Genomic DNA, 26,909 nt, shown 5'->3' with positions numbered 1-26,909 from the left:
TATTGTAGTGATAACTTAGAAGGTGTTTTTTCATCTAATTGCATTGCCATTTCCGAAAAATTTTCAGGTATAACAATCATCACTTGATACGTACCTTGTTTCAAACCATGTTCTGCGATACTTCTCGATACTGTATCAAACTTATACTTATCTTGATTAGATAATCGTTCTATAAAAGGTTTTCCAAGGTTTATCTTTTTGCCATTATAAGTTGTTTGTTTATCTTCATTTACAATTGCAATATGTATATGTTTATCTTTTTTACTTTCACTTTTAATTTTATTTTCAGAATAGCCAACACTGTTTTGATTAATTAACATAATGATTCCAATAAGTGTAATTAAAGCAGCAAAAACTATGATTAATGTATAAATCCATTTTTTCATCTTCATAAAGTAATTCCTTTCAAATCTTTTTTAAATATTGAACCACATTTAAAATGTGGTTCAATATTTAAAATTAGTGCAAACCAAAATTATTTGATAATTGTTGATCTTGTTCTTGAACTGCATCAGCTGTGCTATTCAATTGTTGCTTAATTTCTTCCAATAATTGAGCAAATTTATCTACTTTTGGACTTAATTGTTGGAATTGCTCTTCGAAACGACTAAAAGCTTGTCCTTCCCAATTTGCAGCAATTTCCCCCTGCGCACGAGTTAAATCTGATAATATTTGATGAATTTGTTCTGCACCATTACCATACGATTGAGATTTTGCTCTAATTTCTTCTGGACTCATTTTAATCATTGACATAATAAAACCTCCTGAAAATTTACTAATAAAACTTTTAGAAAATAAATATACTTTAAAAATTTAAATTCTTAAAATATATGTACGTGAAATATAATAACCAAATTTAACGTTTTTGTATACATTCTAATTTATAATTTTAATAAAATTTATTAATCTGAAAAAATTCAATTTACATATTTATTTAATTAATTGCCTTGTGTATAATTGAACATAATATAAAAGAAAGGTATTAACCATATCACTATGAAAAATATATTTTTAAAAGGTATAATTACGCTCCTGCTTGTTAGTAGCCTCAGTAATTTTCATGCATTAAATATCCAAGCGCAAACTTACACTTCAATTACAGAAGCAAAAAAAGACCATCCAAATGCTACATTCAATAAGCAATCAGATGGTTCCTTCGAATATTTTTATGACAATTCAAATCCATTAGACAGTTATAAATCTAACGAACCAAATGGAAGTGAAAATGGTTCTTTTTCCAATATAAAGCCAGAACCTAAGCAATATAAAACAAAAAATGAGTCACCTAAAAGTATTATAAATGATTCTAATAATGAATTAGCGTCTCAAAATAATATTACTAACACTCTAGATTCCCATAATGCACAAAATAATACAGGTGATTCTATCGATAAAAATGAGACTTCATTGTCAAACATCCCTACAAATAGTGAAAATAACAAACGTGAAAAGGACCTAAGTAAACCATATAAAAAGAACAAAGATGGTATGATTACATATATAGATACAGATGCTCTATATGATGAGTTACAATTAGAAGAATTCAATAAAAAAGCTAAAACTGTAGATGATAAACCCTTAGCAATCGGAAATGGAAAAATAATTGAAAAACCAGCATTTACAAATAAAAACAACTTATACACTTCAGGTCAATGTACATGGTATGTTTTTGATAAACGTGCTAAAGATGGTAATACCATTAGTACACTTTGGGGAGATGCGCGAAATTGGGCTACGCAAGCAGCTGCTTCTGGACTCACAGTAAATCATAAACCAGAAGTCGGTTCAATATTACAAACTGGCGAAGGTCCATATGGCCATGTAGCGTACGTTGAACGAATCAATTCTGATGGAAGTATTTTTATTTCAGAAATGAATTGGATAGCACCTTACATAACATCAACGCGAACAATTTCTTCTTCTCAAGTTAGTTCTTATAACTTTATTCACTAAATTAACTAGACGATAATATTTAATAAACTATAAAAATGAAATTTAAAAGCACTAACTATTTATTAGATTAAGTAGTTAGTACTTTGCTTGTGTTAAAAGCCCCAAATTAGAGGTGGGTCTGCTTCATAGTTTTTTTCATTTAAGTTTTTTTCTTTGATGATTTGGCTAGGGAATTTATCAAGATCATTTTGTGTTTTGAACATATTTGATAAATTTTCTGACATACTCATTTGATTATCAAATTGGTAATCACTTGTTTCATTCATAGTAACTGAAAAATATAATTCCTTATTATTATTTACATACCCTTTAATTAAATAATCTCCCATTGGGTTTTTTTCGGTTTTTACAATCGTAAAATGTTTATAATGATTTACGTTTTCATTGAAAAATAAATCGATTCGCTTTTTTTGAATATCTAGGTAATAATCACGTTTATTTTCGTGAAGGATATAGAAGCCTCCAATTATAAGAGTTAGGATTATGAAAAATGATATGGCGAACAATATAATTTTATTATTCTTGAACATAAGAACCTCCCCAAATAAAGTTGAATAAAGGATGTTAAATACTATGAAAATTAACGATAACACTAAGTTGAAGCTTTCTGAAAGTTCTTATCAGAACTATAATATTGGACGTCAGATTAGCACTCCAAAAGGTGAATTTGAAGTTATTGAAAAACGTGATGACACTAAAAATGGTTTAAGATCTTATGCATTTGCGCCAGTTGTGAAAGGTAAAGTAGACACTAGCCACATTTATATGGGATATGCTGGAACTGATTTTAAAAGCACACGAGATTTGTTTACAGATTTACAACTTCCTTTTTAAAATAACACATATAATCATAAAATTAACAAAAGGTACAGTAATTTAGATAACACTATTATAACTGAAAAGTATAACGATGCTTCGGATAAGAGTGATTTCTTTTTTAAAGGTGTACCTAATCAAATAGACGAAAGTGTAGCCTTTACAGAGCCAGTAAATGAAAAATATCCAAACAGTAAAATTTATGGAGGAGCACATAGTCTAGGTGCGTTAATTGCACAATATAATGCTGTTCTATCAGGATTAAGTAAAGTGTTAATTGCATATGTAATATTGATAGTTTTGAGGAAATAAAGTGAACAGACACAATTAATTAAATGTAGAATTCCTGTATATATAGTAATTTTGCTTTGAAGTTTAGTACCCAAAACAAATAATACAAACGAAGTTATAAGACCACCTATGACGAGAGTATAAAGTGAGTTTTTGAGCGTAATCAAAAATGGATCAAAAATGAATGAAAATAAGACTAAACCAGAGGAGTCTTGTTGTTGTAATATACTATTAGTGAAAATAACTAGAACGATTAATACTAATGCAATGTAAATATGATCTTTTGAGGTCTCCGTTGTAAAATTTCGTCCTTAGTAAGGTCAATTTCATCATGATAATGATTTACTTGTATGGTGTGATAACTATTATTATTACCATTTGTAGTTAATTCATTTTTGTTATTCATAGAAGTGGTTTTGGATTTATCTCGCTCAAGAGCTTGCTTTTGTTGTAATTTAAAACTTCTACCCCGTATATACTTTGCAGTAACCCAAATATAAGGCCACAAATAATGCTGATGAAATTTAATGTCATGTTTACCATCCCTTTAAAATAATATTATAGAATTCAGAATATAAAAATTAGAGTACAAAAATTTTATATACTAGAAGATACTCTTATATAACTATAAAACTTATTTTGACTTTGTATAAAACATTTATTTAAAACCATTATTAAATAGGTGTATCACCTTGCTCCATGCTAAAATAATCTTTTCTAATCCATAATATTCTTTAAATTTTCACTTAATTTCTCCAATTCAGCTACTGCACTATCTACCCAATCCCCTTTAGCAGCTTTTTTAAATCCATCTCTAAATGAATTGCAATGATTGATTGTTTGTTCAATAAGCATTCTCTCTTCATTTTTCATTTTGTTTTCATGATCATGATGTCTCTTACTGTGTTCTGGAGCTATAACATTTGTAATCCTCATTTTTTCTGCTGTTTTTTTAAGTTCTTTTGTACTTGCACCATCAAGTAAGATTGGATTTGTCATTAACATAACTTAATCACCATCCCTTATTTGTTCTGATTGCTTGACGTATTCTTTTCTTAGTTCATCTTTATAATTTTCTAATTTTCTCTCGTTATGTCTAATTCGTTCATTCATTTCATGTTCGTATTCTTCTATATGTCTTAGCATTTTACCACTAGATTCATTGCTATAATCCATTTTCTCTTTTAAGTGTAAGAACACTTCATAACTCTGCTCATTTTCTTTTCGTACTTGGTGTCTTAGTTCACTCAATTTTTGTAATTCTTTATCCACTTGCTTTTTTTCTGCATCGTAAACATCTTCAAGCTCATTAAGTTTTTTATATTTAGAAAATATCACGCTAAATCACCTATTTGACTTGCTAATGATTGATCTTTAGCAACAATTTCATTAATACTCGTCTTAACTTTCGTAACGTACTCTTTATATTGTGACGCTACATTTTTGAGTTGTGTTAATCTATTGGAAATTTTATTAAGTGGCTTTGTTACTAATTTATTTTCATTAACATTTCCTGCATTTAGTGCATCTAATACTTCTCCCGAAGAAAGGTGCTTTCCCATCTCTCTTCCTGATTCTTGAGCATCTTCCCAATTTTTTTCAAACCGTTTTTTCATATCAGCATACATTTTTCGTAACTGCTGCATCTCTTCTTCAACCATTTGACTTAAACTTTCGACTACTGAGAGCACTGTCAAAAATTCCAATACCTTTTGTTGAGACGATGACAGTGCACCACCACTTGCTTGTATCATGCTCGCCTTAACTGCATCAATTTGTTTTAATTTATTTGTCGCTTGTTTTTTCGCAGCAATAAAGGACTTATTATTTGCATCCTGATATCCCTTTAACTTTTCTAATTCTGCTTTTATTTCACGTTGTTCTCGCTTACCTAAAAAACCTAGTATTGAATGGCCTTTACCATTTTTAATTATCATTTCATCTCCTGCTGATGAATATATAGTTTTTTTAATAACACCATCCAACTCATCATTTTCAGAAACAATCCTTAATATATTTCCATCGTAACTTTCCAATAATTTGTTTACATACCCATCTTTTTCTATGTCAGACACACTTGACGATTGACTTTTTATAAAATAGCGGATATCTTTAACTGTTAATGGCGCAGGATTATAAACAACGATATTGTCTATGTCATTACTAACACCCATAAGTATTGCATCTCTACCACCCAAAGAGTGACCTGTAATCGTATCTATATCATAGTCTTTTTTTAAATTTTTTATGAATTGTTGCGTATTTTTAAAATGCGTATCTTTATCTGTAACAGTGCGTAAACCAATATTTGCATCTGCGACAAAATCTAGCATTGATCCTCTTGCATCTATAGCCTCTTGTTTATCTTTAATAAAATTAAAGGGATTAAGTGTATTTTTTAATTGATCCCCATGTACATTTGTTCCAGCCATTCCAACAGTAACTTTTCCTGTATCTTTGTTTAAAAAGACCGTTGATGTCGTGCCTGTATTAGGGTCAGTATAGCTATCTACATACTCAAGATTTGAAGGGAATTTATTATCATCTTTCAACTTCTCAGTTTGGGTCATAATTTTATTTCTAGGTAAACCATTATTATTGGCATTTTCTATTTCATAACTAATATTCGAAATTGAACTAGTTTCTTCTGAATAATTAGTAATGTTTTTCGATTTTATTTGATATTCATTTTGTTCCATATTTAATTATCCTCGCTTGGATTAAAATACATACTATCAGAAAAATAAATGTTCTCTTTCTTGCTTTCAATAAAGGTAAATTCTACATCTTTAGTACCAACTGAAGACCCTTTTAAGTCACCTGTACCTTTCAATAATAACTTTGGTGCTTGTTTCGTTGGAATATCATATCTTTCCCTTAATTGTTTTACATTATAATCGCTATTTTCTAAATCATATTCTGCTGAGTAACTAGGTACATTGGGATTGTATGATATATTTCCATTCTTATAATCTTTTAATTCTTTAAAATCTGCATATTGAGCGAAAAATTTAAATTCATCTATTTCTCTCTTTATCTTACTATCTTCAATTTTTTTAATAGGGATTATTTTGTTATTTTCCATCTTGATTGGATATTTTTTCTTATTATTTTGTGGTCTTCCTTTATTGTCGTATGTAATTTTATTGGTTATATAATCACCTTTAGATGTTTGTGTATTTCTATTTATTTTTAACACCATACCTCTAGTTTCTAAATTTTCTCCTTTACGTTGTATAGCCATTTCCGAGTGTAGCAACCATGTCCCTTTATCGTCCTTATCAAATTCTTCATCTCGATAACCTTCTTTATCGTATAGATCCTCAAGATTTTTGATAGGATACATACTTAATGTTTTCTCAAAACTTTTTTTAATTTTTTCTTCTTTATTACCTTCTTTTGTCATACCTCCACATCCCCCAATAAAAATCGTTAAAATCAAGAAACTTGCAAATACTATTAATCTTCTTGAATGTTTCATATTTTCACATCTCTCTATTTATCGTAAAATTTGTAAACACTATATAAATCAAAATATTAAATACTTTACTTATCACTCTTTAATATTACCAAACAATAAATATTCAATCCATTTAAGATATAAATTCATTTTAGTTTTGCGCTTTATAATTAACATTAAAAAACCGCATCACTTGTGATACGCTTCACAAAAACATAACAGCAATTCTCATAAACCTCATACGTTCCGATACGTTCAAAATCCCTTTATGAAGCGGCTAAAAAAACCGCATCATTTATGATATGCTTCTAGCAAAAATAAATATACAATATCTAACAACTGTTAAAACAAGAAATCTTGGCAATAATAAAAGCGGTAGTGAAAGTTATGTATTTAAAGTGACACCTAATGGTGATGTCGCGTTTTATAATAGTGGTAGTCAATATATGATATTAAATGTACATGTGGATTTTTGATTATAGAATATAATAATTGAGTCGTCCTTACTTTTCAGTAGGGACGACTCTTTTTCTTATTATTTTTAATTTATTATTTATCTAGGCATTCTAAATTTTCGAAATGGATTATTTTTCATAAGATTTGTTAACAATAATTTCTTCCTTATTTTCTTTAACCTATGTCTTGAAATCTTTTAAAGTAACGCCATACTTCTCTGTTTCTTTTATATCAAAACCATATACCGGGACAGTTTCCACACATTGAAGTCCAGCTATAGTTCCTTCTAACTAACCATATTCTAAAGATTTTTCATAAGATTCTTTACGATATACTACATTCATGTTTTTCACTTCACTAATAATTTTAGCGATTTTTTTCATAGACAATTCAGAACCTACAATGTTAATATCTGCTTCATTAAAACATTCAGGACGTTCAAAAGCATTTCTAGCAAAACGCGCTGTATCTTCAGAACTATTTAGCTTGATAGGTGTGTCTTCACTAAGAACTCCAAATAAAAGTCCATTTTCTAATTGTGGAGCCATAATTTGAGAACCAGGATATTTAAATCCTTCCATAAACCAACAAGGATGTAGAATTGTCCATTGTTTAAACCAGACTACCGAATCATTTCTTCAATAGTAAACTTCTAATCATAGTACATAGCTAACATTGGATTCCTGTTGCAACGTAGGAATAAATCATTTTATTAATTTACAGTAACTATTAGAGGTACAGTAACTATTAGAGGTACAGTAAATCTAAAAGGTTATACAATATTACCTTTTAGATTTATTATTTTTTGGTACAAAATTAGATATATTTGAGAATTTAACAGATACTGAACTCGGAAATATTTTACCCAATAGTCTTGTCGCTTTTGTGTGTATACTAGGTGAATATATAGCAGCATTTTTTTCTGCACGATTTAATGCTGTAACAGTTATTTTATTTAAATCTAAAAATTTTGTATTCGAAACGTCGTCTGAACTAGCATTACTTCTAAACATCTCTGTGTTCATTGCTCCCGTTCCCATAAATAGTATATTTATACCTCGATTACGTTCCTCTTCCCTTAATGCTCTAGCAAAGAATCGTCCATATGTTTTACTTGCTCCATATACAGCACGCATAGGTAGAGGTAAATAGGCTCCCTCTGAGCCTACAATTATTTGAAAACTTCCTTTATACATATAAGGCAGACAGCATTTGCTTATCATTGACATTCCAATAGTATTTATATCAATGATGGAATAAATATCCTTATTTTCCATATTACGAAAATTTCCTGCTCGATCAAATCCTGCATTATTGATAACCAACTTAATATTGGGTTTTATTTCATCCAATAAGTTATTTAGCTTTTCGAAACTCTGACGATTTGATAAATCTAATGAAAGTATTCGGAATTTATTTCTACTATAGTTATAAGCTAACTCTTTTAATTTATCTTCTCGACGAGCTATTACCCATATTTCATCCAAATTTTTATAACGTTCTACAATTTTTTCAGTAAACACACGTCCTAGTCCTGAAGAAGCCCCAGTAATAATAGCTATATCCATTTTAATAACCACCTTTACAATTTATATATATCATAACTCATTTAATTGTTGAAAATGAACAAATACCAATAACATAAATACAAATACGATTCGTTCAAAATACCTTCATAAAAATCCCTTTTACAAAAGGACTGAAAAAAACCGCATCATTTATGATATGCTTCACCGCGCATAATCTTAAATGCGCGGTATATTTGTTCTATTAAGACTACGCGCATCATTTGGTGTGGGAAGGTCATTTTGCTGAATGATAGTGCGTAGTCGCTGCGGTTTAACACGTCGTGGTGTAGGCCGTTTGATCCGCCTATAATAAATGTAAAGTCGCTTTGTCCACGGGTCATGCGTCCTTCTAGTTCTTTGGCTAATCCTTCTGATGTTAGCATGTTGCCTTTAATTTCTAATGTAATGACTGTGGATTGTGGTTTTACTTTAGCTAAAAGACGTTGTCCTTCTTTTTCTTTTACTTGTTCCACTTCTTTATCGCTCATGTTCTCAGGCGCTTTTTCATCTGGAACTTCAATGATTTCTATTTTGGAGTAGGCTCCTAATCTCTTTTCATATTCTGCTATTGCTTGTTTCCAGTATTTTTCTTTTAATTTACCTACTGTGAGTATTGTGATTTTCATTTTTATCCTCCAAATATGTGTATAGCATTAAAAGTTATTAGACTTATCCACAAGTTATTAACTTATTCACACTGTTCCCTCTTATTATAACAAGAATGTATATTGAAAATTAATGCTTTTTACAATTTATACACAAAAAAAGCGTGGATAACCTGTATATTTGTGGATAACTCTGTGTATAATGTGGGTATCCACATGTGAATTGTGCACATCTATGGATAACCTTGAATAAAATAGTGGATAAGTTGGTGGTTGTCTTACATAGTTATTCACATTATTTACAATTTCTTTACACAAATCCTTATTTAAAAGTATTTCTACTACTATTTTTAATTTATATTTATTAGTTAACTGAATATTACAATATTCAATTTTCTGTTTCTGTTGATAACTTATGGGTATAAGTATCTATTTCTAATTTTCTGCACAGTAAGTGAAACCCTCACTTTTTCATACCATTTTATAAAAAACTGTATTCTAATCTTTTAAATAACTAAATCTGATCTTCTTATGACTTCCCCATCACGCAATGTCTTAATTTCTCAAAAATCCTCATCCACGCTAATTGACACCTTTTCCAAACCTTCTCCATATCTAAACTCCACTAAAACATGCTCATACTAACTTCCATAGATATAAATAAGAGCCCCTAACATTAATGGTTGGGGCTCTCTGACTTATAGTGTATATATTGGTGTTGCTTGTGCTTTGTCAGTATCACACAGCATGACGTCACGTTCTGTATCGATGTCGTGTTCGTTAAGTACTTGTCCTACACTCATGCGAGCTAGGTCTTTCATATTGTTGTCTTGTGACAGATGCGATAGATAAATGCGTTTCGTATTACCTGTAATAACGTCTGTCATGGCATGACCTGCATCTTCGTTTGATACATGACCAACGTCGCTTAGGATACGTTGCTTGGTCTTCCATGGATAGCGGCACATGCGTAACATATCTACGTCGTGGTTGCTCTCGAAGATAAATGCATCACTGCCTTGAATCATACCTTTCATACGATCTGAAACGTAGCCTGTATCTGTTATAATCGTAAATTTCTTATAGTTATTATGGAAAATATAGAACTGTGGATCTATTGCATCGTGTGAAACATTGAATGACTCAATATCGAAACCTGCAATGGATTTCGTTTCGTATGGATTAAAAATGAATTTCTGATCCATTGGTATTTTATTATCTTTCTTTTCAATGGCTGACCACGTTTTTTCATTCGCATAAACTGGTAAATTGTATTTACGTGCAAGTACACCTAATCCTTTGATGTGATCAGAATGTTCGTGTGTCACTAGGATACCGTTTAAATTTTTTATTTCTTTATCTATTTGTCCAAATAATTCTTCCATTTTCTTGCCTGTCAGACCTGCGTCGACAAGTATGCTGCCTTTATCACTTTCTACATAAGTGGCGTTTCCTGTACTACCACTCGCTAATACACTCATTCGTATCAAGCGATTCACCCTTTCTAATCTATAAACACTTTTCATTATTGGTTATAAGGACAGACTTCGGGTTATGTGCCCTCAATATGCCGTCCGTCTACTTTATATACTATTTTTTAACTCTCAACTATAACAATACTAATTATAGTACACAATGTTTACTATTTTACATTTCGGAATACTATTTTATCATTAACCTTATTTAACAATATTTAATTTTAACATACTTTCCGCTTAATTTTCTTAAATATACATTGTAAACTGCTATTTAGGTAATCGTACTAATAAAAAATAAAAATCTCAGCTTCTATATTTTATAGAAATTGAGATTTTATTTGATCATTATTAGTCACTTATATTACTTACAATTGTTTAGTCCATATTTTAACTTTATTATTTCCAGTATTAAGGTTCTTTATAGGTCCTACAATAGAATACGTATCTCTAGTTTCGTTATTTAAATCAGTATCAATAATTAATTTATCACCGTCTGTTTTTTCAAAATTTGCATCAACTAAACGCACCTTAGGCAATGTATCAGTATTGTGTACTTTACCCTTTAATTCAAAGAATTCTGAAGGTAGGGTAATATTTAAATATATATGCTTTCCCTCTTCAGTGATTTCGAGTTGTGGATTGAAATCATACTCTTTATAATAATTTTGTTCCCTATTGAATTGATTAGCTTGATTTAAATAGGCATTATCTTCAATATATACTGGTTGCTTTATTTTATGAAATGCTTCGTGATCTCCCTCTTCTTGTGAAACAGATAATTTATATTCTTCTAATGATGTCGTATATGCATTATATATATCAGTGCCAATATTTGAAATGTCTTGTTTACCTATAAAAATATTATTATAAAACCTATCATCACCACCGTAAACAGGAGCAAATCCTGCCACTAATGTACTATGAGGTACATGATATGGTGTAGATCGATCTAACATTAATCTATGGACTATCTCACCATTAATAATATTATTGATATAAGCTCCGCCTTGAGCATGATCATCTAATGCATAATCTGCCGTCAACACATTATTATCCACAATATATGGCCCACTACTTACTTCTACGAACAAATCTCTTGTATTGTTATTAAAGATATTTTTACTGATTCTAGTTCCTTGTGTTTGCCAGTCAAACCACATACCTAATGAACAATTATGTACATAATTGTCACGTACAATAGTATCTATTGCAGCGTGTAGCTTGATGCCAGCAATTTCATGACCAAAAAACTCTCTCTTATTACCAATATTATATATATGATTATTATATATTTCGCTAAATGCACTACCTAAATGACCAACAATAGCATTTTGACCACAATCATGTATTTTATTATTTCTAATAATATGCGAACCTATTGTTTCTTTATTCCAATCACTATTTACTGCATTAAAAACCGCTTCAATTTGATATTGATAACCGGGCTTATCTTTTCTATAACTAGTTAAATTATCACCTGTTGATATTTCCTTTCCTATAGATATAGCACTACATAAGGCATTGTGTATTATATTATTTTCTATAATCCATTTTTTACTCCAATGTGTATCAACCATTCCTGTTTGTTCAGCTGTTGGTGGAGACCATTGTGTTGCAGCATGTCCAATTTCAAAATTGCGTATTGTTATATAATTAGTATGTGTTTTTAAGGGGCGAAATACATTAGCCCTAACATTTATTTCTATTATCTCCTCATTGGGATCATACTCTTGAAAATTAGCATAAAGTGTTGTTATTCTATCTTCAACTTCAGCAAACCATTGATAATTAGATACATTTTCATAATCATAAGTTACTTTTTTGTTTGTCCAATGATCGTGTGTTTCCTTTATGGTTTTAGGATTAATTAATTTATTATATTCATCAACTTCAAATAATGACTGATTATTTAAATATACTTGTCCTAAACTTTTATTATTATCTACAACTAACCAATCACCAAATAATTTGATATCAAATGGATTAAAATCTTTAAATAGACTATTATCGATTTCTACTTTCCATATATTATCTTCAATTTTTTGCCAATTTGTAATTATTTCAGAACCTTTTATAATAACTTGTTCACCTTTTGCAGATTCGAATGTAATTCTTCTTGATTCACTCAATCCAGTATTAATATTTTTTATCTCCTCACGATAAGTTCCTTCATGTACTATAACCGTATCGCTTGGTTGAGCTACTGAAGCTGCTTTATTTATTGTTAAAAATGGATCTTGTTTACTACCAGTAGATTTATCTGATCCTGTTTTTGACACATGTATATATTTAGACATTTGAATCCCTCTTTTATTTATAAATTTGTTTAGTTCTCATTTCTCCCACATTATTGGTCAATATTTGTTCTTTAATTTTCTTTATAAATTGTTCATAATTTAAAAACAATGTCAATATACCTATACTAACTACCATTAATAATGGAAAATAAATTTGCATTGCTTTTATTGCTAAAATAGTACCCTCAGTTTGAACTGATGCCCCTGCAACATATCCACCTAATGACAGTGACCATCCAACAATTGCGGACTGCAATCCTGAGCCTATCTTCATTCCAGCACTTGCTAAACTAAATATTGATCCTTGTACAGGTACACCAGTTTTCCAATAAATAATATCCCCAACATCTGCTACAATTCCACTTAACGCTGCTGTGAATGGGACTATACCGATACCGTTTATAATTAATCCAATAATTAAAAATGGGAGGCTTTCTGAAAATACACTCATAACTACATATGAAATTATCGATATTATTAAACCAATAATTATACTATTTTTTATTCCTACCTTTTCTGAAAATTTAGGAGCAATTAATAATCCTAAAATAGTAGGTAATAATGTCGATATACTTAAAATTGCCATAATGTTTGGATCGTGGAATATATATGTTGCATAATAAATTCTCATTCCATTATCTGTTTGTCTTAAATACCATAATAAATACAACACAATAGTAATTAAAAAATACTTCTCTGTTATTAGTGATTTAATAATTAAAATAAATGGGATACGTTTTTTTTCTTTTACATCTTTATATTGTTTATTTGCTACATTTCTTTCTTTAACAAAGTATCCTGTAATCATTAATGGTACCGCACATAGTAATCCATAGATTGCAGAAGTATAGGTCCAACCTTGTTGGTGCTCTCCAAAATTCATAACGAAAAACGTTGTAAATGTCGTAATACATAAAACACTAATATTTGAAAATATAAATCGAATGCTCCCTAAGGACACTCTATCTTTTTCGTCATTAGTCATAAATGATACTAATGATGAATAAGCTACGTTATTTGCTGTATAAAAAATAACAGAAATCAAAAAGTATATAATAAAAATATATGCAACTTTACCGGAATAGCCAATAAAATCAGGAACATTGAATAGCATAAATGTTAAGACGCCTAAAATTGGAGCTGTCCAAAAAATCCATGGTTTTGCTTTACCCATTTTCGTATTTGTATTGTCTATTATGCTACCCATAAAAACATCGGAAAAACCATCTGCAAATCGGCAAATCAGTATAATAGTTCCAATTACAGAACCAGCAATTCCTACAACATCAGTCATATAGATAATGATAAAAGATGCTATAAAAGTCCAACTATAATTTGCCCCAAAATCCCCTACACCAAATACAATTTTTTCAGTAGTTCTTAACTTTGTCGTACCATTCGTTTGAATTTCATAAGTATTAGAACTACTTTCTGTACTCACGATTTTATCCATTAAATTCCCCCTTTTTATGAAAAATAGTTAGTTTGTTTAATAAACTAACTAACTTTAAGTGGAATTTTACCATTTTAATCACTTTTTGTAAACGCTTTCTTTTTATGCTATAACTTCTTTTTATTTACTACACAAAAAAACGCACATCTTATCAAAGATGTGCGTCAATTTCATTATATGTCTACTACGAGAATTTTAAACTTTGCAATTTATCTCTCACGACACTATCACAAAGCTTATTCTTCAATAATTTTTGGACTATCTGAGACTGCCTCGACGTAGTAGGTCTTAATTTCGTCTTTATGTTTTACTTTAATTTCCCAGTTGGCTTCTAATACTTGAACGTTCGGTTCTTTAACAACGGTATAGTAGCCTAATCTTGCATTGGTTACTTCGTCATTACGTTTCAAGTAACGATTATAGTACAAGGCTTCTATTGCGCTTCTAGCTGTAATAACTTGTTTCTTATCGTTATTTGCACCTTTCGATGGCTCAATTGATTTCATAGCTGTTTGTGTATAACTAGACGCTTTGCCACTATCATTCACGTTAAATTTCAGGCGTGCTCGATTATTGTTCATAATAGGATAATTATCATACGTTTGTTCAAAGGTTACGCTATCGTCATCAATCTTACTCATTTCGTAATCTTCGCCTTTATATATATGATCTTTAGCGTAGGTCTTTAATCCTGTATATTGATCATTACTAACGTCTATTGCATCACTAATATCGCCTTTAAGTGTACCGCCAGACTTAGCGCTAGAAACGTCAGAATGTGATTTAACGTATGAACTGAAATCGTATGAGCGCGCAGTGAGTAACTGCATTTTCAAGTCTTTAACGCTAGGTAAGTGTTCTGGGATTTGAATTTCTTCTTGTTTAAAGTTTACTGCATTTTCGTCATCACTATCATTAATATGTGATTTATTAACTTTATCAACATAGATAATCACGAGGCTAATGTTAACTAGAATAAAGACGAAAATAAAGAGTGTTTTTGCGCGTTTCCAGTTCATTTATTCTAGCCTCCCATCTGTATATGGTCGCCATTTTCCTTCGTATTCGATGTACCATTGTGGTTTGAACTCACTATTACGTTGAATTTCAATATTGCTTTTATCTGGTTGATTTTCCATTTTGTAACCAATCGTCATATCGGTTACCTTTTCAAAATCAATACTAGGATTGTTAGCTAATTCTGAACGTACGGTTTCAGCACCAGGTAACCGCTTCTCAGACTCACCACTATCAATGGTTACATTGGTCTTAAGCAATGCACGTGCATAACTAAAGACACCTTTGTCGCCCCATGCAATCTTGATATTGTTCAGATCATCATCGTTAAATGTTGGACGTCCATTGAGGAACATTTGATATGTTAGGTCACCTTTCTTGTTATCTGTACTAAATAGTCTAAAGTCGTCGGTGAAACCTCCGTGATTGTTGAGGTAATCAAATGTACTTGGAATGCTGTCTTTCATGTTTGTTGAACGATTTTCATCTTCTGACAAGTTAGTATAGCGATATTTTTCAGTTTCATCGTTATAATTGGCCACACCGGTATTATTATTGTAAGTCGTAGTACCGCTTTTCGAACTGCGCACGACAACGGAATCATTAAATAGGATGGCATTCATTGTATCTACACTAATATGATTATAGATTGTATGATATGATTTCATCTTTTTCGGTGAACTTGGCGCAAAGATATGTGTTGCCTTATCTATCGTGTCTTTGTTGGTGATAATTTCTGTATAAGGTTGTAGACTCGACTGCATTGCTTTCAATTGTTTAGTGAATTTGCTTTGCTTAGCAGTCGTAGCCATACGTACGACGTTGTGTCTATCTTTGCTTATCGCATATAGTTTCACTTTACCATCTATACTCTTATCGATTAGTAAACGGTTAAATTTGAAATTATTTGGTACTTTAGCGTTTACGTTTAGTACTTGACCTAAGTAGGTCGCTAAAGGCATGTCGTATGTGAAATCTAACACGAGAAAATCATCGCTTAAATCTGGAATAATCAGATTGTGATTACTATGCATTTGTTCTGATTGTGTCACGCGTTGATTCTTTAATGGTTTAATAATGTCTTTGATGTTTTGTCTTGTTGCTTCCATGCCTTTGGTCTTTTCACCTTGTGAATGAATCACTTGGTAAGGTGTGACTACTTGTTCCATACCATCTTTCATTGGTTTCCCAATTGTATGTGGTCTATCTTCGCTACTGTCTTCTTGTTTATCGACATTCGTCAAATCAGGTGAGAAGTTCCAGGTCATATAAGTGAGCACGGCACTCATAAGAACAAGGATTAGTAAGATAATGGATTTAATGAACTCTTTACTCCGCATCCCAATCACCATCTTCTAATACTTCACATGGCAGTGTAATAAAGATAGATGTACCTTGTCCTTCTACACTGTTAGCCCAAATACGTCCATGATGCGCTTCTACTATTTCCTTGGAAATAGCTAGTCCTAAGCCTGTACCACCCATCTTACGTGTACGTGCTTTATCCACTCGGTAGAATCGATCAAAAATCTTATCTACCTTATTGATTGGAATACCAATACCGTTATCCTTAACTCGAATAGTCATACGGTTATACAAGGCATTCTGTTTCACGTGAAACTCTACACGCTTTTCGCCACGTGAGTATTTCATTGCGTTAGTAATGACGTTGTCGAACACTTGGGTCATCTTATCTGGATCAATTTCTGTGAAGATTGTTTGATTTGGAATTTCTCTAATGAATGTCGTATCTTTAGCTGCCATTTCATGTCTATTAATAATCTTATTAATAAACATGTTAAAGTCGACAATTTCTTTCGTAATTTGATCTGATTCATTATCCATTTTAGACAATTGTAGTAAATCATTTACTAAACGAATCATACGTTCTGTTTCTTCTCTAGTAACTGAGAGGAATTGTGGTGCTAAGTTATCGTCTTTCCACGCGCCTTCTTCTAATGCTTCAATGTAACTATTCATAGATGTCAATGGTGTACGTAATTCGTGTGAAACATTGGCTACGAATTCTCGACGTTCGCGTTCTACTTGTTGTTGTTCAGTAACATCATGTAGCACGGCGATGTACCCCGTTACAAAGCCAGTCTCTTGCACGATTGTACTGAAGTTAACACGCGCAATAATACCTTCAGCCTCATTAATATCTAATAAGAAGCTGTCGTTATTTTCATGAATTTCATCTAGTGAAAAGTCTTCCTCTAACTTTAAGACATTTAACATATAATGTCCGATAATATCTTCTTTAACGGTGCCCATCATTGTCAGTGCCATATCATTAACGATACGTACACGTCCACGACGGTCGGTCGCAATAATACCATCACTCATGTGAGTAATGACTGAATCTAGACGACGTTTTTCACTTTCGGTATTGGCTTGTGCTTCTTGTACTCGTTTTGACAAATTGTTAAATGCGAGTGCTAGTTCACCGATTTCGTCATTACCGTAAATCTTCACACGTTGCGTGTAATTACCTTTCGACATTTCTACCGTTTGGTTTCTCATATCAGTAATTGGCTTGGTAATCGTTCTCGCGATAAAGAATCCAAGAATAACTGTGATTAACAACGAAATACCTGTACCGACAATAAAGATTTGCGTAATGTTACTCAGTTGATTAAATACGTCGTTAATATCTGCTTCTATATAGACGTCACCTATCGTACCATGATTGGATGTCTTAACAGGTAAGTTATAAACCCATACACGTTGTTTACCATTACCGTAATCCTTTAATACTTGGTGGCTATTGATTTCTCCTAAAGAAAGTGCTTTTTGGATGGAGCTATCGTTCGCTTTTTGATTAATTAGACTGTGGGTAGACTGCTTTGAAGTGGCCATAATAATTTGATCTTTATCAATAAAACGGATTTCTTCTATTTCTTGTCTATTAGCGTACTCGTTTAATAAGTTTTGAACTTCTTTTTGCGCATTGACGCCGTTACCACTGTCTGTGTCATATACTTTTTCTATATTAATCTCAATTTGTTTCGCATATTGCGAGATATTGTTTTTAAATGTTTGTGTTAATTCTTTTTCTAGACTATTGGTAAAGTATAGACCGATAATTTGCATACCGATAATTATCAGCAATACATAGACGATAACAAGCTTCGTGTGTAAGGATTGAAAATGTTTGAGCCAATTCATCGATGACGTCCTCTAATCATGTTGTTGTAAGAAATACCCGACACCACGACGTGTCACGATATATTCAGGATGAGATGGATCGTCTTCAATCTTCTCACGTAAACGTCTAATCGTTACATCCACTGTACGTACATCACCAAAATAGTCATAGCCCCATACGGTTTGTAAAAGGTGCTCACGTGTCATAACTTGTCCCATGTGTTTAGACAAATAATGGAATAATTCAAATTCACGATGTGTTAATTCAATATCATCGCCACGTTTTTTAATAGAATAAGCATCTGGGTATATGACGATGTCTTTGATGACGATTTCGTTTGATGTATCATTCACCTCTTGTGCTGGTTGTGAATAGTGTCGGCGTAAATTGGCTTTAACACGAGCGATTAATTCACGTGTACTAAATGGCTTCGTCACATAATCATCTGCGCCAAGTTCAAGACCTAACACTTTATCTATTTCTGAATCTTTTGCTGTTAACATAATGATTGGCATTTCGTATTTCTTACGCACTTCGCGGCATACTTCCATACCATCTCGACCTGGTAACATAATGTCGAGTAATACGATATCTGGTTCTTCATCATATATTAGGTCTACCGCATCATTTCCGTCGTAGGCGCAAAATACTTCGTAGCCTTCTTTTTTTAAATTAAATTCAAGAATATCTGCAATTGGTTTTTCATCATCGACTACAACAACTTTTCTAGCCATATTTATAAACCTCATTTCTAAATTGTAGTACTTTTTATTTCAGAATCTACACAGTTCCTTATTATATAATTTACCATTTATAAAGGTCTAATTCTATTGTTGTAAATAAAAAGTTATATTTGTAGATTGTAAAATTATAACATTGTTATGAACAAATAGATATTTTCCGTCTATTCATAAGTAAATACAGTCTATATAATTATCAATCTTCCTTCGAGTTTATTGCTTATAACCAAAAATAAGGGCATGAACACACAGTATTTAACGTAGTCGTCGTTACTGTATATTCATACCCTTAAAATTGAGTCATTTTCAAAATATTAAGCTTGTGGTGTCTTTCTTACAAACAATGAAAGTATCCAGCCAATTATGGTCAATATTGTAATGAAGATGAATGTAAATTGGACGCCATGAGCTAATACCACTTCTTGACCTACACTTGGATGCGCTAACCCAAATGACTTCATTGCAGTAGTGTAAATTGTAATGGCAATTGCAGTTCCTGCTGAGCCACCTACTTGAATCAATGTTGTAATCGTCGCTGAACCATCTGCGTATAAATCATGTGGTAACTGGTTTAACGCATTGGTTTGTGCTGGCATCATCACCATAGTTATACCAAAGAATAGAACCATAATTAATAAGATAATCAGCCAAACAGGTGTATGTACAGTAATAGTTAATACAAATGTGAGCGCTGCTATAAACATCAACAAGTAGCCTATAATGCCGAAATAGCGTGCACCGAAGCGGTCAAATAGTGATCCTACAATTGGCGAAAGCACTAAATTCACTGCGTTGCCTGGTAATAAAATTAATCCGGCGATTACAGCACTAAAGAGTAATGCCCCCTTCAAATAGAGTGGTAGTAAAATCCCTGTCGATAAAATACATAGAGTGGTAATAAATACCATTGCCGCTCCAAGCACGAACATCGGATATCTAAATACATTCAAATTGAGCATCGGTGAATCAATCTTGAATTGACGTATCACAAACAGCGCGAGTGTCATCACACCAATGACTAATGGTAAGCAGACGATGAGTTCGGTAAATGCTGCTTCTGCCATTGAACTTAATGCAAAGATTAATCCTGCGAAACCTATTGTCGATAAACAAATGGATAAAATGTCAATTTTTGGCTTGGATATTTCACCCACGTGTTCTGTTTTGGAAATGGCTAAGACTAACACGATAAGATATAACACTGCGCTTATCCAAAAGATATAATGCCAGCTTGATGCGGAAATAATAATTCCTGAAAGTGTTGGTCCTAGTGCTGGTCCTGCTGTAATCACAAGACCCATAATACCCATAATGGCACCACGTTTTTCAATAGGGAAAATTAACATTAAGACGGTCACCATTATTGGTAGTAATATACCTGTGCCTAAAGCCTGAATGATACGTCCAAGTAATAGTAAAGTGAAGTTGGGTGCCATAGCACCAATCACAACGCCTAATAAAGATAAGAGAATGCCGAAAATAATAAGTGATTTCGTGCTAAACCACTTAATGAGATAGGATGAAGCTGGTACAAGACATGCCATGACGAGCAAATATCCTGTCGTTAACCATTGTACTGTTGCTGCAGGGACTTGAAAGTCTTCCATAATGTCGGTAAGTGCCATATTAAGTGCTGTTTCACTGAAGAGTCCCATAAATCCACCAATCATTAAGACAAGTGCGTACATTTTGGGATTTTTTACGTTAACTTGTGTTGCCATTTGATATACTCCTTTTTATGGTAAACGAAGGTACAAGTATACATGTGCGTATGTAAGTTTTATATTCATGTTTGCGCAGTCAGCATTAGTTTAATTTCACATTTTACTTCTGACTTTTATTTAGAATATACATACACTACATAAATTATGACTTATTCTATATTTCCATTCATTTATTCATCGTGCTATGAATAGCATATATAATAGAAATTCTATGCTGGCGGTTGTGAAAATTTGTCATACCGATATTTATTATCATTTCTAATCGAGACAATCACACTTAATCTACACTTTAGTGCGTAGTTTCACACATAACATAAAATTTCATAAATGATCTATGTATTCATCAGACTGACCTACTTACTTTAGCAAAATTTCGTATTTTTTGTCAACCTAGTTGACAAAAATAAAATAAAGAAAATGAGCATGTCTAACAGGTTCAAATTCTGTTAAATATACTCATCGCTATTCTGTATCAAATGATTGTAATTGCCAATCTTGTTGTAATAAATCTTGCAATTGGGCTAATTCTGATATACCAATCACTTTGCCAATATGCATGATTAATCGTTCTTTATTTGCTATATATTGCTCATAGTATGTGACACCCAGTGGCGTCAAAGTTACACGCTTTTCCTTTTTATTATTAGGTACAGCTTCAATTTGAACGACTGCCTTCTGCTGTAATTGCTTCACTACTTTATGAATAGCTTGTCGTGTTAAATTAATGGTACGTGTAAGTTCTGCTAAGGATGGACTACCATATTGGATAATTGTAATTAAGTACCACTCTGAACTGCTAAAATGGATTTTAGATAATTGTTGTGTCGTCAGATACTCAACCTTTTGTCGAACCTCATTGTGTCGATCACTAATGAGATTAATCAAATCAGTATTTGTTGATCGTTTATGTTGATTCATATGTACACACCTTTCCCTCATCTTTAACTTATAGCATTAATAATCTATTCTCTCATCATTTTAGGGATTTTCTCGTTTAAGTTCAAATCAAATTTTATGATTATATAAAAAAATGCCCATCCTATTGGATGGGCAATACGGTCTCGACGGGAATCGAACCCGCGATCTCCTGCGTGACAGGCAGGCGTGTTAACCGCTACACTACGAGACCTAAAAAAATGGTGACTCCTACGGGACTCGAACCCGTGTTACCGCCGTGAAAGGGCGGTGTCTTAACCGCTTGACCAAGGAGCCTGTCTTAAGCACAAAATAAATTATAGCAACTCTCATCATGAAAGACAAGCTCTTTTTTAAACTTTTTTAAGTATAATTTTCTAACTTAATTGTATAAAGTGTGCAAAACGTATTTTTTACTGGTTATCGTCTTTAATTCAACGACTTCCAAGCTTTTTTGACAAGCATTTTCTAACTTATTAACAATCAAGTATGTACTGATTACATATCTCTTACATATGATATAACATACAATACATCAAATTGTGCCGTCATCTATCATCAATGCATAAACGATGCTTAATAATTTATTTTTTAAAATTAAAATTACTAAATGAATATAAATTATTAGAAAATAAAATTTATTTCATCTAGAATTAATACGGTAACAAATTAAAGCTTTTTAGGAGGAAATTAAATGGCACGAGTATTATTTATTAATCCTGGTCCTTCTGGACATATTAATCCAACTGCTGCGTTATGTAAGGAATTGGTGGCACGTGGTGAAGAAATTGTATATTATGCGAGTGATCAATTTCAAGATAAATTGAACGACACTGGTGTAGAGATACGTACATTTAATACGGATGAAATGATTGAAGCGTTTAGAGAATTTGGCAAGGATAATTTATACCAAGTAGTGAATGGTTTATTAAATACTGTTGATATGATGTTACCTCGCCTTATTGAAGAAACTAAAGATGAGCATTATGATTATATGATTTATGACTCGATGTTTGGTTGTGGTAGATTATTAGCTCAGAAGTTAAATATTCCTGCAATTTCATCAGTGACATCATTCGCACATAATAAAGAAAGTTTCGACCAATTTTTAAATGCAATTGCAGCTACAATCGATTCAGAAGATATCGCGAAATCTGATGCACACTTTGAAACTTTAAGAAAGCAAATTGAAGCTAAATATGATGTTTCTGTACCGAATCGTTTTGAAGTCATGTATAATCCAGGAGATTTACACCTATCTTATATTATGAAAAAATTCCAACTCGACTATCAATCATTTGATAATTCTCAATTTTACTTTGCTGGTCCTTCTGTTTTAGAACCTACAGATTCAGGATTTATGGATGAACTTGATACAAGTCGTCCAGTTATTTATATTTCATTAGGTACAATTTTTAATCAAAATATTCCATTCTTTAATAAATGTTTTACAGCTTTAAAGGATATTGACGCTACTGTAGTCGTTTCAATAGGGAATGAGAACAGTTTGAATGATTTCAATGAAGTACCATCCAATTTTATTATCAAGCCAACAGTGCCTCAAGTAGAGCTCTTACAGCATACCTCATTATTCTTAACACATGCGGGTATGAATAGTACAAATGAAGCCATGAAAATGGGTGTGCCGATGTTAGCATTTCCTCAAAGTGCTGACCAACCCGTCGTTTCTAAGCAAATTGAAGATTTAGGATTAGGACAACGTTTAGATGCTGAAACAATGACACCTGCTGAATTACAGCAAACGGTACAAGCCATGTTAGAACACCTAGAACAATATAAAGCAAATATCGCTAACATTAAGGATGATCAACACAGTGATAAACCAGGTTATGTCTTGGCTGCTGATCGTATTTTTGAATTTCGCAATGAGTTTTGTCCCCAAGTTTAATTATTAAAAACTAAAAACACCTTGTAATTTCCATAGGCACTTTACTTTATCAAGTGACTGGATACTACAAGGTGTTTTCTTTATTATTTAATGATTTATGCTTCCCATAAATCTTCTAATAAGTTTGTTTGATTACGGTCTGGACCTACTGAGAAGATTGAAATCTTCACGTTACATAGTTCAGAAATGCGCTCTAAATATCTGCGTGCATTATCTGGTAATTCATCTAGTGAACGACAGCTTGTGACATCTTCTGTCCAACCTGGTAATGTTTCAAAGATTGGTTTACAACGTTGTAAGTCCTTTAAGTTTGCTGGGTATTCAGTGATTTCTTCTCCATCTAATTCGTATGCAGTACAAATCTTAACATTTTCAAGACCTGTTAATACGTCAATAGAGTTGATAGATAAATCTGTGATACCACTTGCACGGCGTGAATGACGTAATACAACAGAGTCAAACCAACCCACACGACGTGGACGTCCTGTTGTTGTACCATATTCGCGGCCAACTTCACGGATATGATGTCCATCTTCATCAAATAATTCAGTTGGGAATGGGCCGTCACCAACACGTGATGTATAGGCTTTACATACGCCAATTACTTTTGATACGAATGTTGGACCAACACCGCCACCTACAGTTACGTTACCTGCAACTGGATTACTAGAAGTAACAAATGGGTATGTACCATGGTCAATATCTAACATAACGCCTTGTGCACCTTCGAATAATACCTTTTCGTCTGCGACAAATGCATCATCTAATACTTTTGCTGTATCTGTTACGAATGATGCTAAACGTTGTCCCGCAGCATAATATGCTTCGAAAATTTCATCAAATGAAGGACATGATTTACCAAACATACCTTTGAAATATGCATCTTTGTATTCAATATTCTCTTTTAATAATTTTTCAAATGTTTCTTTATCTAATAAATCAGCAACACGAATACCGATACGTTGTGCTTTGTCTACATAAGCAGGACCGATACCTTTTTTAGTTGTGCCGATTTTATTATCTCCGCGGCGTTCTTCTTCATATTCATCTTGTTTTAAGTGATAAGGTAAAATAACTTGAGCACGATTAGAAATACGTAAATTATCTGTAGAAATACCTCTTTCATTTAAACCGTCTAACTCTTTTAATAAAGCAACTGGATCTACTACAACACCGTTACCGATGACTGCAAGTTTTTCTTTATAGAAAATACCAGATGGTACTAAGTGCAATTTGTACGTTTCTCCACCAAATTTAATTGTGTGGCCTGCGTTATTACCGCCTGAAAAACGTGCAATAACGTCTGCTTGTTCTGCTAAGAAATCTGTGATTTTACCTTTACCTTCGTCTCCCCATTGTGTCCCAACGACTACGATTGATGACATATGAGCACCTCCAAGTTTTTCTCAATTAACCACTAAGTATTCTACCAATAGCATAGTTATAATGCAAACAAAAATCGAACATTGATTTTTTGTAATTTTCAAAATTCTTTGTTGCAAGTAATTTTATTTCTATATAGCTTAATCATAGTAATACCAAGGTTTCAACTATCATTTTTAATATTTTACGACACATACTTCCATAACTTTAATATGAATAAATACAAACAAAAACCGTACGATTAAGAACAAAACTAATTTATCGTACGGGAAAATATTTTTTATAAAATTTTGTTAGCCCATTTCTGCATGGGCGTAATCGATGTCGGTAAATTTATTATATTGCTTCATAAAGTGTAATTTCACGGTACCCGTTGGGCCGTTACGTTGCTTGGCAATTATAATTTCTATTTCACCGTTTTCATCATTTGTCTGTGGTTCAAAGTTTGCATCGTCATCGTCGTCTTCATCCTCGCCACGATTATAGTAATCATCACGATATAAAAAGGCTACGATATCGGCATCTTGCTCTATCGAACCAGATTCACGAATATCACTCATCATTGGACGTTTATCTTGTCGTTGTTCAACACCACGTGATAACTGACTCAACGCAATAACCGGACATTCAAGTTCTCTGGCAATCGCCTTTAATGTACGCGATATTTCAGATACTTCTTGTTGACGATTATCTGAAAATCGTGAACCACTACCGGAAATTAATTGTAAATAGTCAATTACAATCATATCTAAGCCGTGTTCTTGTTTGAGACGGCGACATTTTGAACGTATATCGGTAATACGAATCCCTGGTGTATCATCGATAAATATCTTCGTTCTTGATAGTTTACCAACGGCAATCGTAAATCGATTCCAGTCCTCTTCGGTCATTGAACCTGTTCTTAAGCGGTTCGAGTCTACGTTACCTGAGCTACAAATCATACGTGTGGCCAATTGATCGGCACCCATCTCGAGTGAAAAGATTCCAACTGAATAATGATCTTCATGTGTCGCAACTTTCTGCGCGATATTCAGTGCGAAGGCAGTCTTACCAACTGATGGACGTGCCGCTAAAATAATTAAATCGCTGCGATTAAACCCTGCAGTCATCTGGTCTAGGTCACGATAACCTGTCGGGACACCAGGTGTTTGACCACTGTTTTGATCTAATACTTCGGCATTTTCATATACTTCACCAAGTACATCACGTATATCTTTAAAACCATCACTTTCACGTGAAGATGATAGTTCTAAGATTCTTCTTTCTGCATCATTTAAAATTGCATCTAATTCAAGTTCGTCATTATAACCATCATTCGCAATACTATCTGCAGTTTGTATTAACTTTCGTTTGGTAGCATGCTTAAACACAATTTCTGTATAGTATTGTATGTTTCGAGTGGTCGGAACGCTACTGGATAGCTCGGCAAGATACTGCGGACCACCCGCTTCATTCAATCGCCCTTCTTGTGACAATTGATCCATGATTGTTACGACATCTATATCTTTATTATCTTCGTTGAGGTTCATCATCGCTCTAAAGATGTGTTGATGTGCGCCTCTATAAAATGACTCAGGAAGTAAGACTTCCTGAGTTGTGTTAATCAATTCTGGATCTATGATAATGGCACCTAATACAGACTGTTCAGCCTCATTGCTGTGCGGCATTTGATTTTGTTCATACATTCCATCCATTA

General features: G+C 32.5%; 24 protein-coding genes and 2 tRNA genes. 3 read left to right on the top strand and 23 right to left on the bottom strand.

The window, feature by feature from the left end:
• Positions 1-392: YhgE/Pip domain-containing protein (locus tag ACF91D_RS14465; protein ID WP_392437243.1), on the bottom strand; the 392-nt coding region annotated here is incomplete at its 3' end.
• Between the two features lie 67 nt (positions 393-459).
• The gene (locus tag ACF91D_RS14460) at positions 460-753 is read right to left on the bottom strand and encodes a WXG100 family type VII secretion target (RefSeq protein WP_107589854.1); all 294 of its coding nucleotides are present in this window, start codon (positions 751-753) and stop codon (positions 460-462) included.
• Positions 754-996: 243 nt separating this feature from the next.
• Here ACF91D_RS14460 and ACF91D_RS14455 point away from each other — a divergent pair, with 243 nt between their 5' ends.
• A complete protein-coding gene (locus ACF91D_RS14455; RefSeq protein WP_107589853.1) occupies positions 997-1,953 on the top strand; it encodes a CHAP domain-containing protein in 957 nt (318 codons plus the stop codon).
• A gap of 92 nt (positions 1,954-2,045) precedes the next feature.
• Here the strand turns inward: ACF91D_RS14455 and ACF91D_RS14450 are convergent, their stop codons facing one another.
• Positions 2,046-2,483: a DUF1433 domain-containing protein gene (locus tag ACF91D_RS14450; protein ID WP_107591366.1), complete on the bottom strand. Its 438-nt coding sequence runs from the start codon at positions 2,481-2,483 to the stop codon at positions 2,046-2,048.
• A 43-nt stretch (positions 2,484-2,526) separates the two neighbouring features.
• Between ACF91D_RS14450 and ACF91D_RS14445 the strand changes: the two genes are divergently transcribed.
• Positions 2,527-2,787 (top strand): hypothetical protein, encoded by a 261-nt coding sequence (locus ACF91D_RS14445; RefSeq protein WP_182476717.1) that lies wholly within the window; start codon positions 2,527-2,529, stop codon positions 2,785-2,787.
• 990 nt (positions 2,788-3,777) lie between these two features.
• Here the strand turns inward: ACF91D_RS14445 and ACF91D_RS14440 are convergent.
• The 18 genes from ACF91D_RS14440 to ACF91D_RS14355 form a co-directional block, all read right to left on the bottom strand.
• Positions 3,778-4,065, bottom strand: a complete 288-nt coding sequence (locus tag ACF91D_RS14440) for a hypothetical protein (RefSeq protein WP_107589850.1) — start codon at positions 4,063-4,065, stop codon at positions 3,778-3,780.
• 3 nt (positions 4,066-4,068) lie between these two features.
• Positions 4,069-4,395 carry a hypothetical protein gene (locus ACF91D_RS14435; RefSeq protein ID WP_107589868.1) on the bottom strand — a complete coding sequence of 109 codons (327 nt, stop codon included), beginning with the start codon at positions 4,393-4,395 and terminating at the stop codon, positions 4,069-4,071.
• Positions 4,395-5,759 carry a hypothetical protein gene (locus tag ACF91D_RS14430; RefSeq protein WP_107589849.1) on the bottom strand — a complete coding sequence of 455 codons (1,365 nt, stop codon included), beginning with the start codon at positions 5,757-5,759 and terminating at the stop codon, positions 4,395-4,397. The genes ACF91D_RS14435 and ACF91D_RS14430 overlap by 1 nt, the downstream gene beginning before the upstream one ends.
• 2 nt (positions 5,760-5,761) lie before the next feature.
• Entirely contained in the window at positions 5,762-6,541 is a 780-nt protein-coding gene (locus tag ACF91D_RS14425) for a tandem-type lipoprotein (protein ID WP_107589848.1), read from the bottom strand.
• Between the two features lie 725 nt (positions 6,542-7,266).
• Positions 7,267-7,557 carry an NmrA family NAD(P)-binding protein gene (locus ACF91D_RS14420; protein WP_107589847.1) on the bottom strand — a complete coding sequence of 97 codons (291 nt, stop codon included), beginning with the start codon at positions 7,555-7,557 and terminating at the stop codon, positions 7,267-7,269.
• Between the two features lie 201 nt (positions 7,558-7,758).
• Positions 7,759-8,544 (bottom strand): SDR family NAD(P)-dependent oxidoreductase, encoded by a 786-nt coding sequence (locus tag ACF91D_RS14415; RefSeq protein WP_232166622.1) that lies wholly within the window; start codon positions 8,542-8,544, stop codon positions 7,759-7,761.
• A 146-nt stretch (positions 8,545-8,690) separates the two neighbouring features.
• The gene (rlmH, locus tag ACF91D_RS14410) at positions 8,691-9,170 is read right to left on the bottom strand and encodes a 23S rRNA (pseudouridine(1915)-N(3))-methyltransferase RlmH (protein WP_107589833.1); all 480 of its coding nucleotides are present in this window, start codon (positions 9,168-9,170) and stop codon (positions 8,691-8,693) included.
• A 677-nt stretch (positions 9,171-9,847) separates the two neighbouring features.
• Positions 9,848-10,648, bottom strand: a complete 801-nt coding sequence (locus ACF91D_RS14405; protein WP_107589867.1) for an MBL fold metallo-hydrolase — start codon at positions 10,646-10,648, stop codon at positions 9,848-9,850.
• A 344-nt stretch (positions 10,649-10,992) separates the two neighbouring features.
• Positions 10,993-12,924: a right-handed parallel beta-helix repeat-containing protein gene (locus ACF91D_RS14400; RefSeq protein WP_107589832.1), complete on the bottom strand. Its 1,932-nt coding sequence runs from the start codon at positions 12,922-12,924 to the stop codon at positions 10,993-10,995.
• Between the two features lie 13 nt (positions 12,925-12,937).
• Positions 12,938-14,377: an MFS transporter gene (locus ACF91D_RS14395; protein WP_107591294.1), complete on the bottom strand. Its 1,440-nt coding sequence runs from the start codon at positions 14,375-14,377 to the stop codon at positions 12,938-12,940.
• Between the two features lie 236 nt (positions 14,378-14,613).
• Positions 14,614-15,396, bottom strand: a complete 783-nt coding sequence (locus ACF91D_RS14390; RefSeq protein WP_107526798.1) for a two-component system regulatory protein YycI — start codon at positions 15,394-15,396, stop codon at positions 14,614-14,616.
• Complete coding sequence (locus ACF91D_RS14385) at positions 15,397-16,734, bottom strand: YycH family regulatory protein (protein WP_042737810.1); 1,338 nt, start codon at positions 16,732-16,734, stop codon at positions 15,397-15,399.
• Complete coding sequence (walK, locus tag ACF91D_RS14380; protein ID WP_107512266.1) at positions 16,724-18,562, bottom strand: cell wall metabolism sensor histidine kinase WalK; 1,839 nt, start codon at positions 18,560-18,562, stop codon at positions 16,724-16,726. The genes ACF91D_RS14385 and walK overlap by 11 nt, the downstream gene beginning before the upstream one ends.
• Before the next feature lie 12 nt (positions 18,563-18,574).
• Positions 18,575-19,276 carry a response regulator YycF gene (gene yycF, locus ACF91D_RS14375; RefSeq protein WP_042737808.1) on the bottom strand — a complete coding sequence of 234 codons (702 nt, stop codon included), beginning with the start codon at positions 19,274-19,276 and terminating at the stop codon, positions 18,575-18,577.
• A gap of 320 nt (positions 19,277-19,596) precedes the next feature.
• On the bottom strand, positions 19,597-21,003 hold the full coding sequence (locus tag ACF91D_RS14370) for a DHA2 family efflux MFS transporter permease subunit (RefSeq protein ID WP_107589831.1): 1,407 nt from the start codon (positions 21,001-21,003) through the stop codon (positions 19,597-19,599).
• A gap of 465 nt (positions 21,004-21,468) precedes the next feature.
• On the bottom strand, positions 21,469-21,924 hold the full coding sequence (locus ACF91D_RS14365; RefSeq protein ID WP_107589830.1) for a winged helix DNA-binding protein: 456 nt from the start codon (positions 21,922-21,924) through the stop codon (positions 21,469-21,471).
• A 138-nt stretch (positions 21,925-22,062) separates the two neighbouring features.
• Positions 22,063-22,135 (bottom strand) — tRNA-Asp (locus ACF91D_RS14360).
• Between the two features lie 8 nt (positions 22,136-22,143).
• A tRNA-Glu gene (locus ACF91D_RS14355) sits at positions 22,144-22,218 on the bottom strand.
• Positions 22,219-22,615: 397 nt separating this feature from the next.
• On the opposite strand from ACF91D_RS14355, the gene ACF91D_RS14350 reads away from it, so the two are divergent.
• A complete protein-coding gene (locus tag ACF91D_RS14350; RefSeq protein WP_107589829.1) occupies positions 22,616-23,830 on the top strand; it encodes a macrolide family glycosyltransferase in 1,215 nt (404 codons plus the stop codon).
• A gap of 95 nt (positions 23,831-23,925) precedes the next feature.
• On the opposite strand, the gene ACF91D_RS14345 is transcribed toward ACF91D_RS14350, so the two are convergent.
• Positions 23,926-25,215: an adenylosuccinate synthase gene (locus ACF91D_RS14345; RefSeq protein WP_107589828.1), complete on the bottom strand. Its 1,290-nt coding sequence runs from the start codon at positions 25,213-25,215 to the stop codon at positions 23,926-23,928.
• Between the two features lie 291 nt (positions 25,216-25,506).
• The gene (gene dnaB, locus ACF91D_RS14340; protein ID WP_107589827.1) at positions 25,507-26,907 is read right to left on the bottom strand and encodes a replicative DNA helicase; all 1,401 of its coding nucleotides are present in this window, start codon (positions 26,905-26,907) and stop codon (positions 25,507-25,509) included.
• Positions 26,908-26,909 lie beyond the last annotated feature (2 nt).

This window comes from Staphylococcus sp. 231237_7MaSpsaltlick (assembly GCF_043107035.1).
This window is presented reverse-complemented; position numbering and strand designations above follow the sequence as displayed.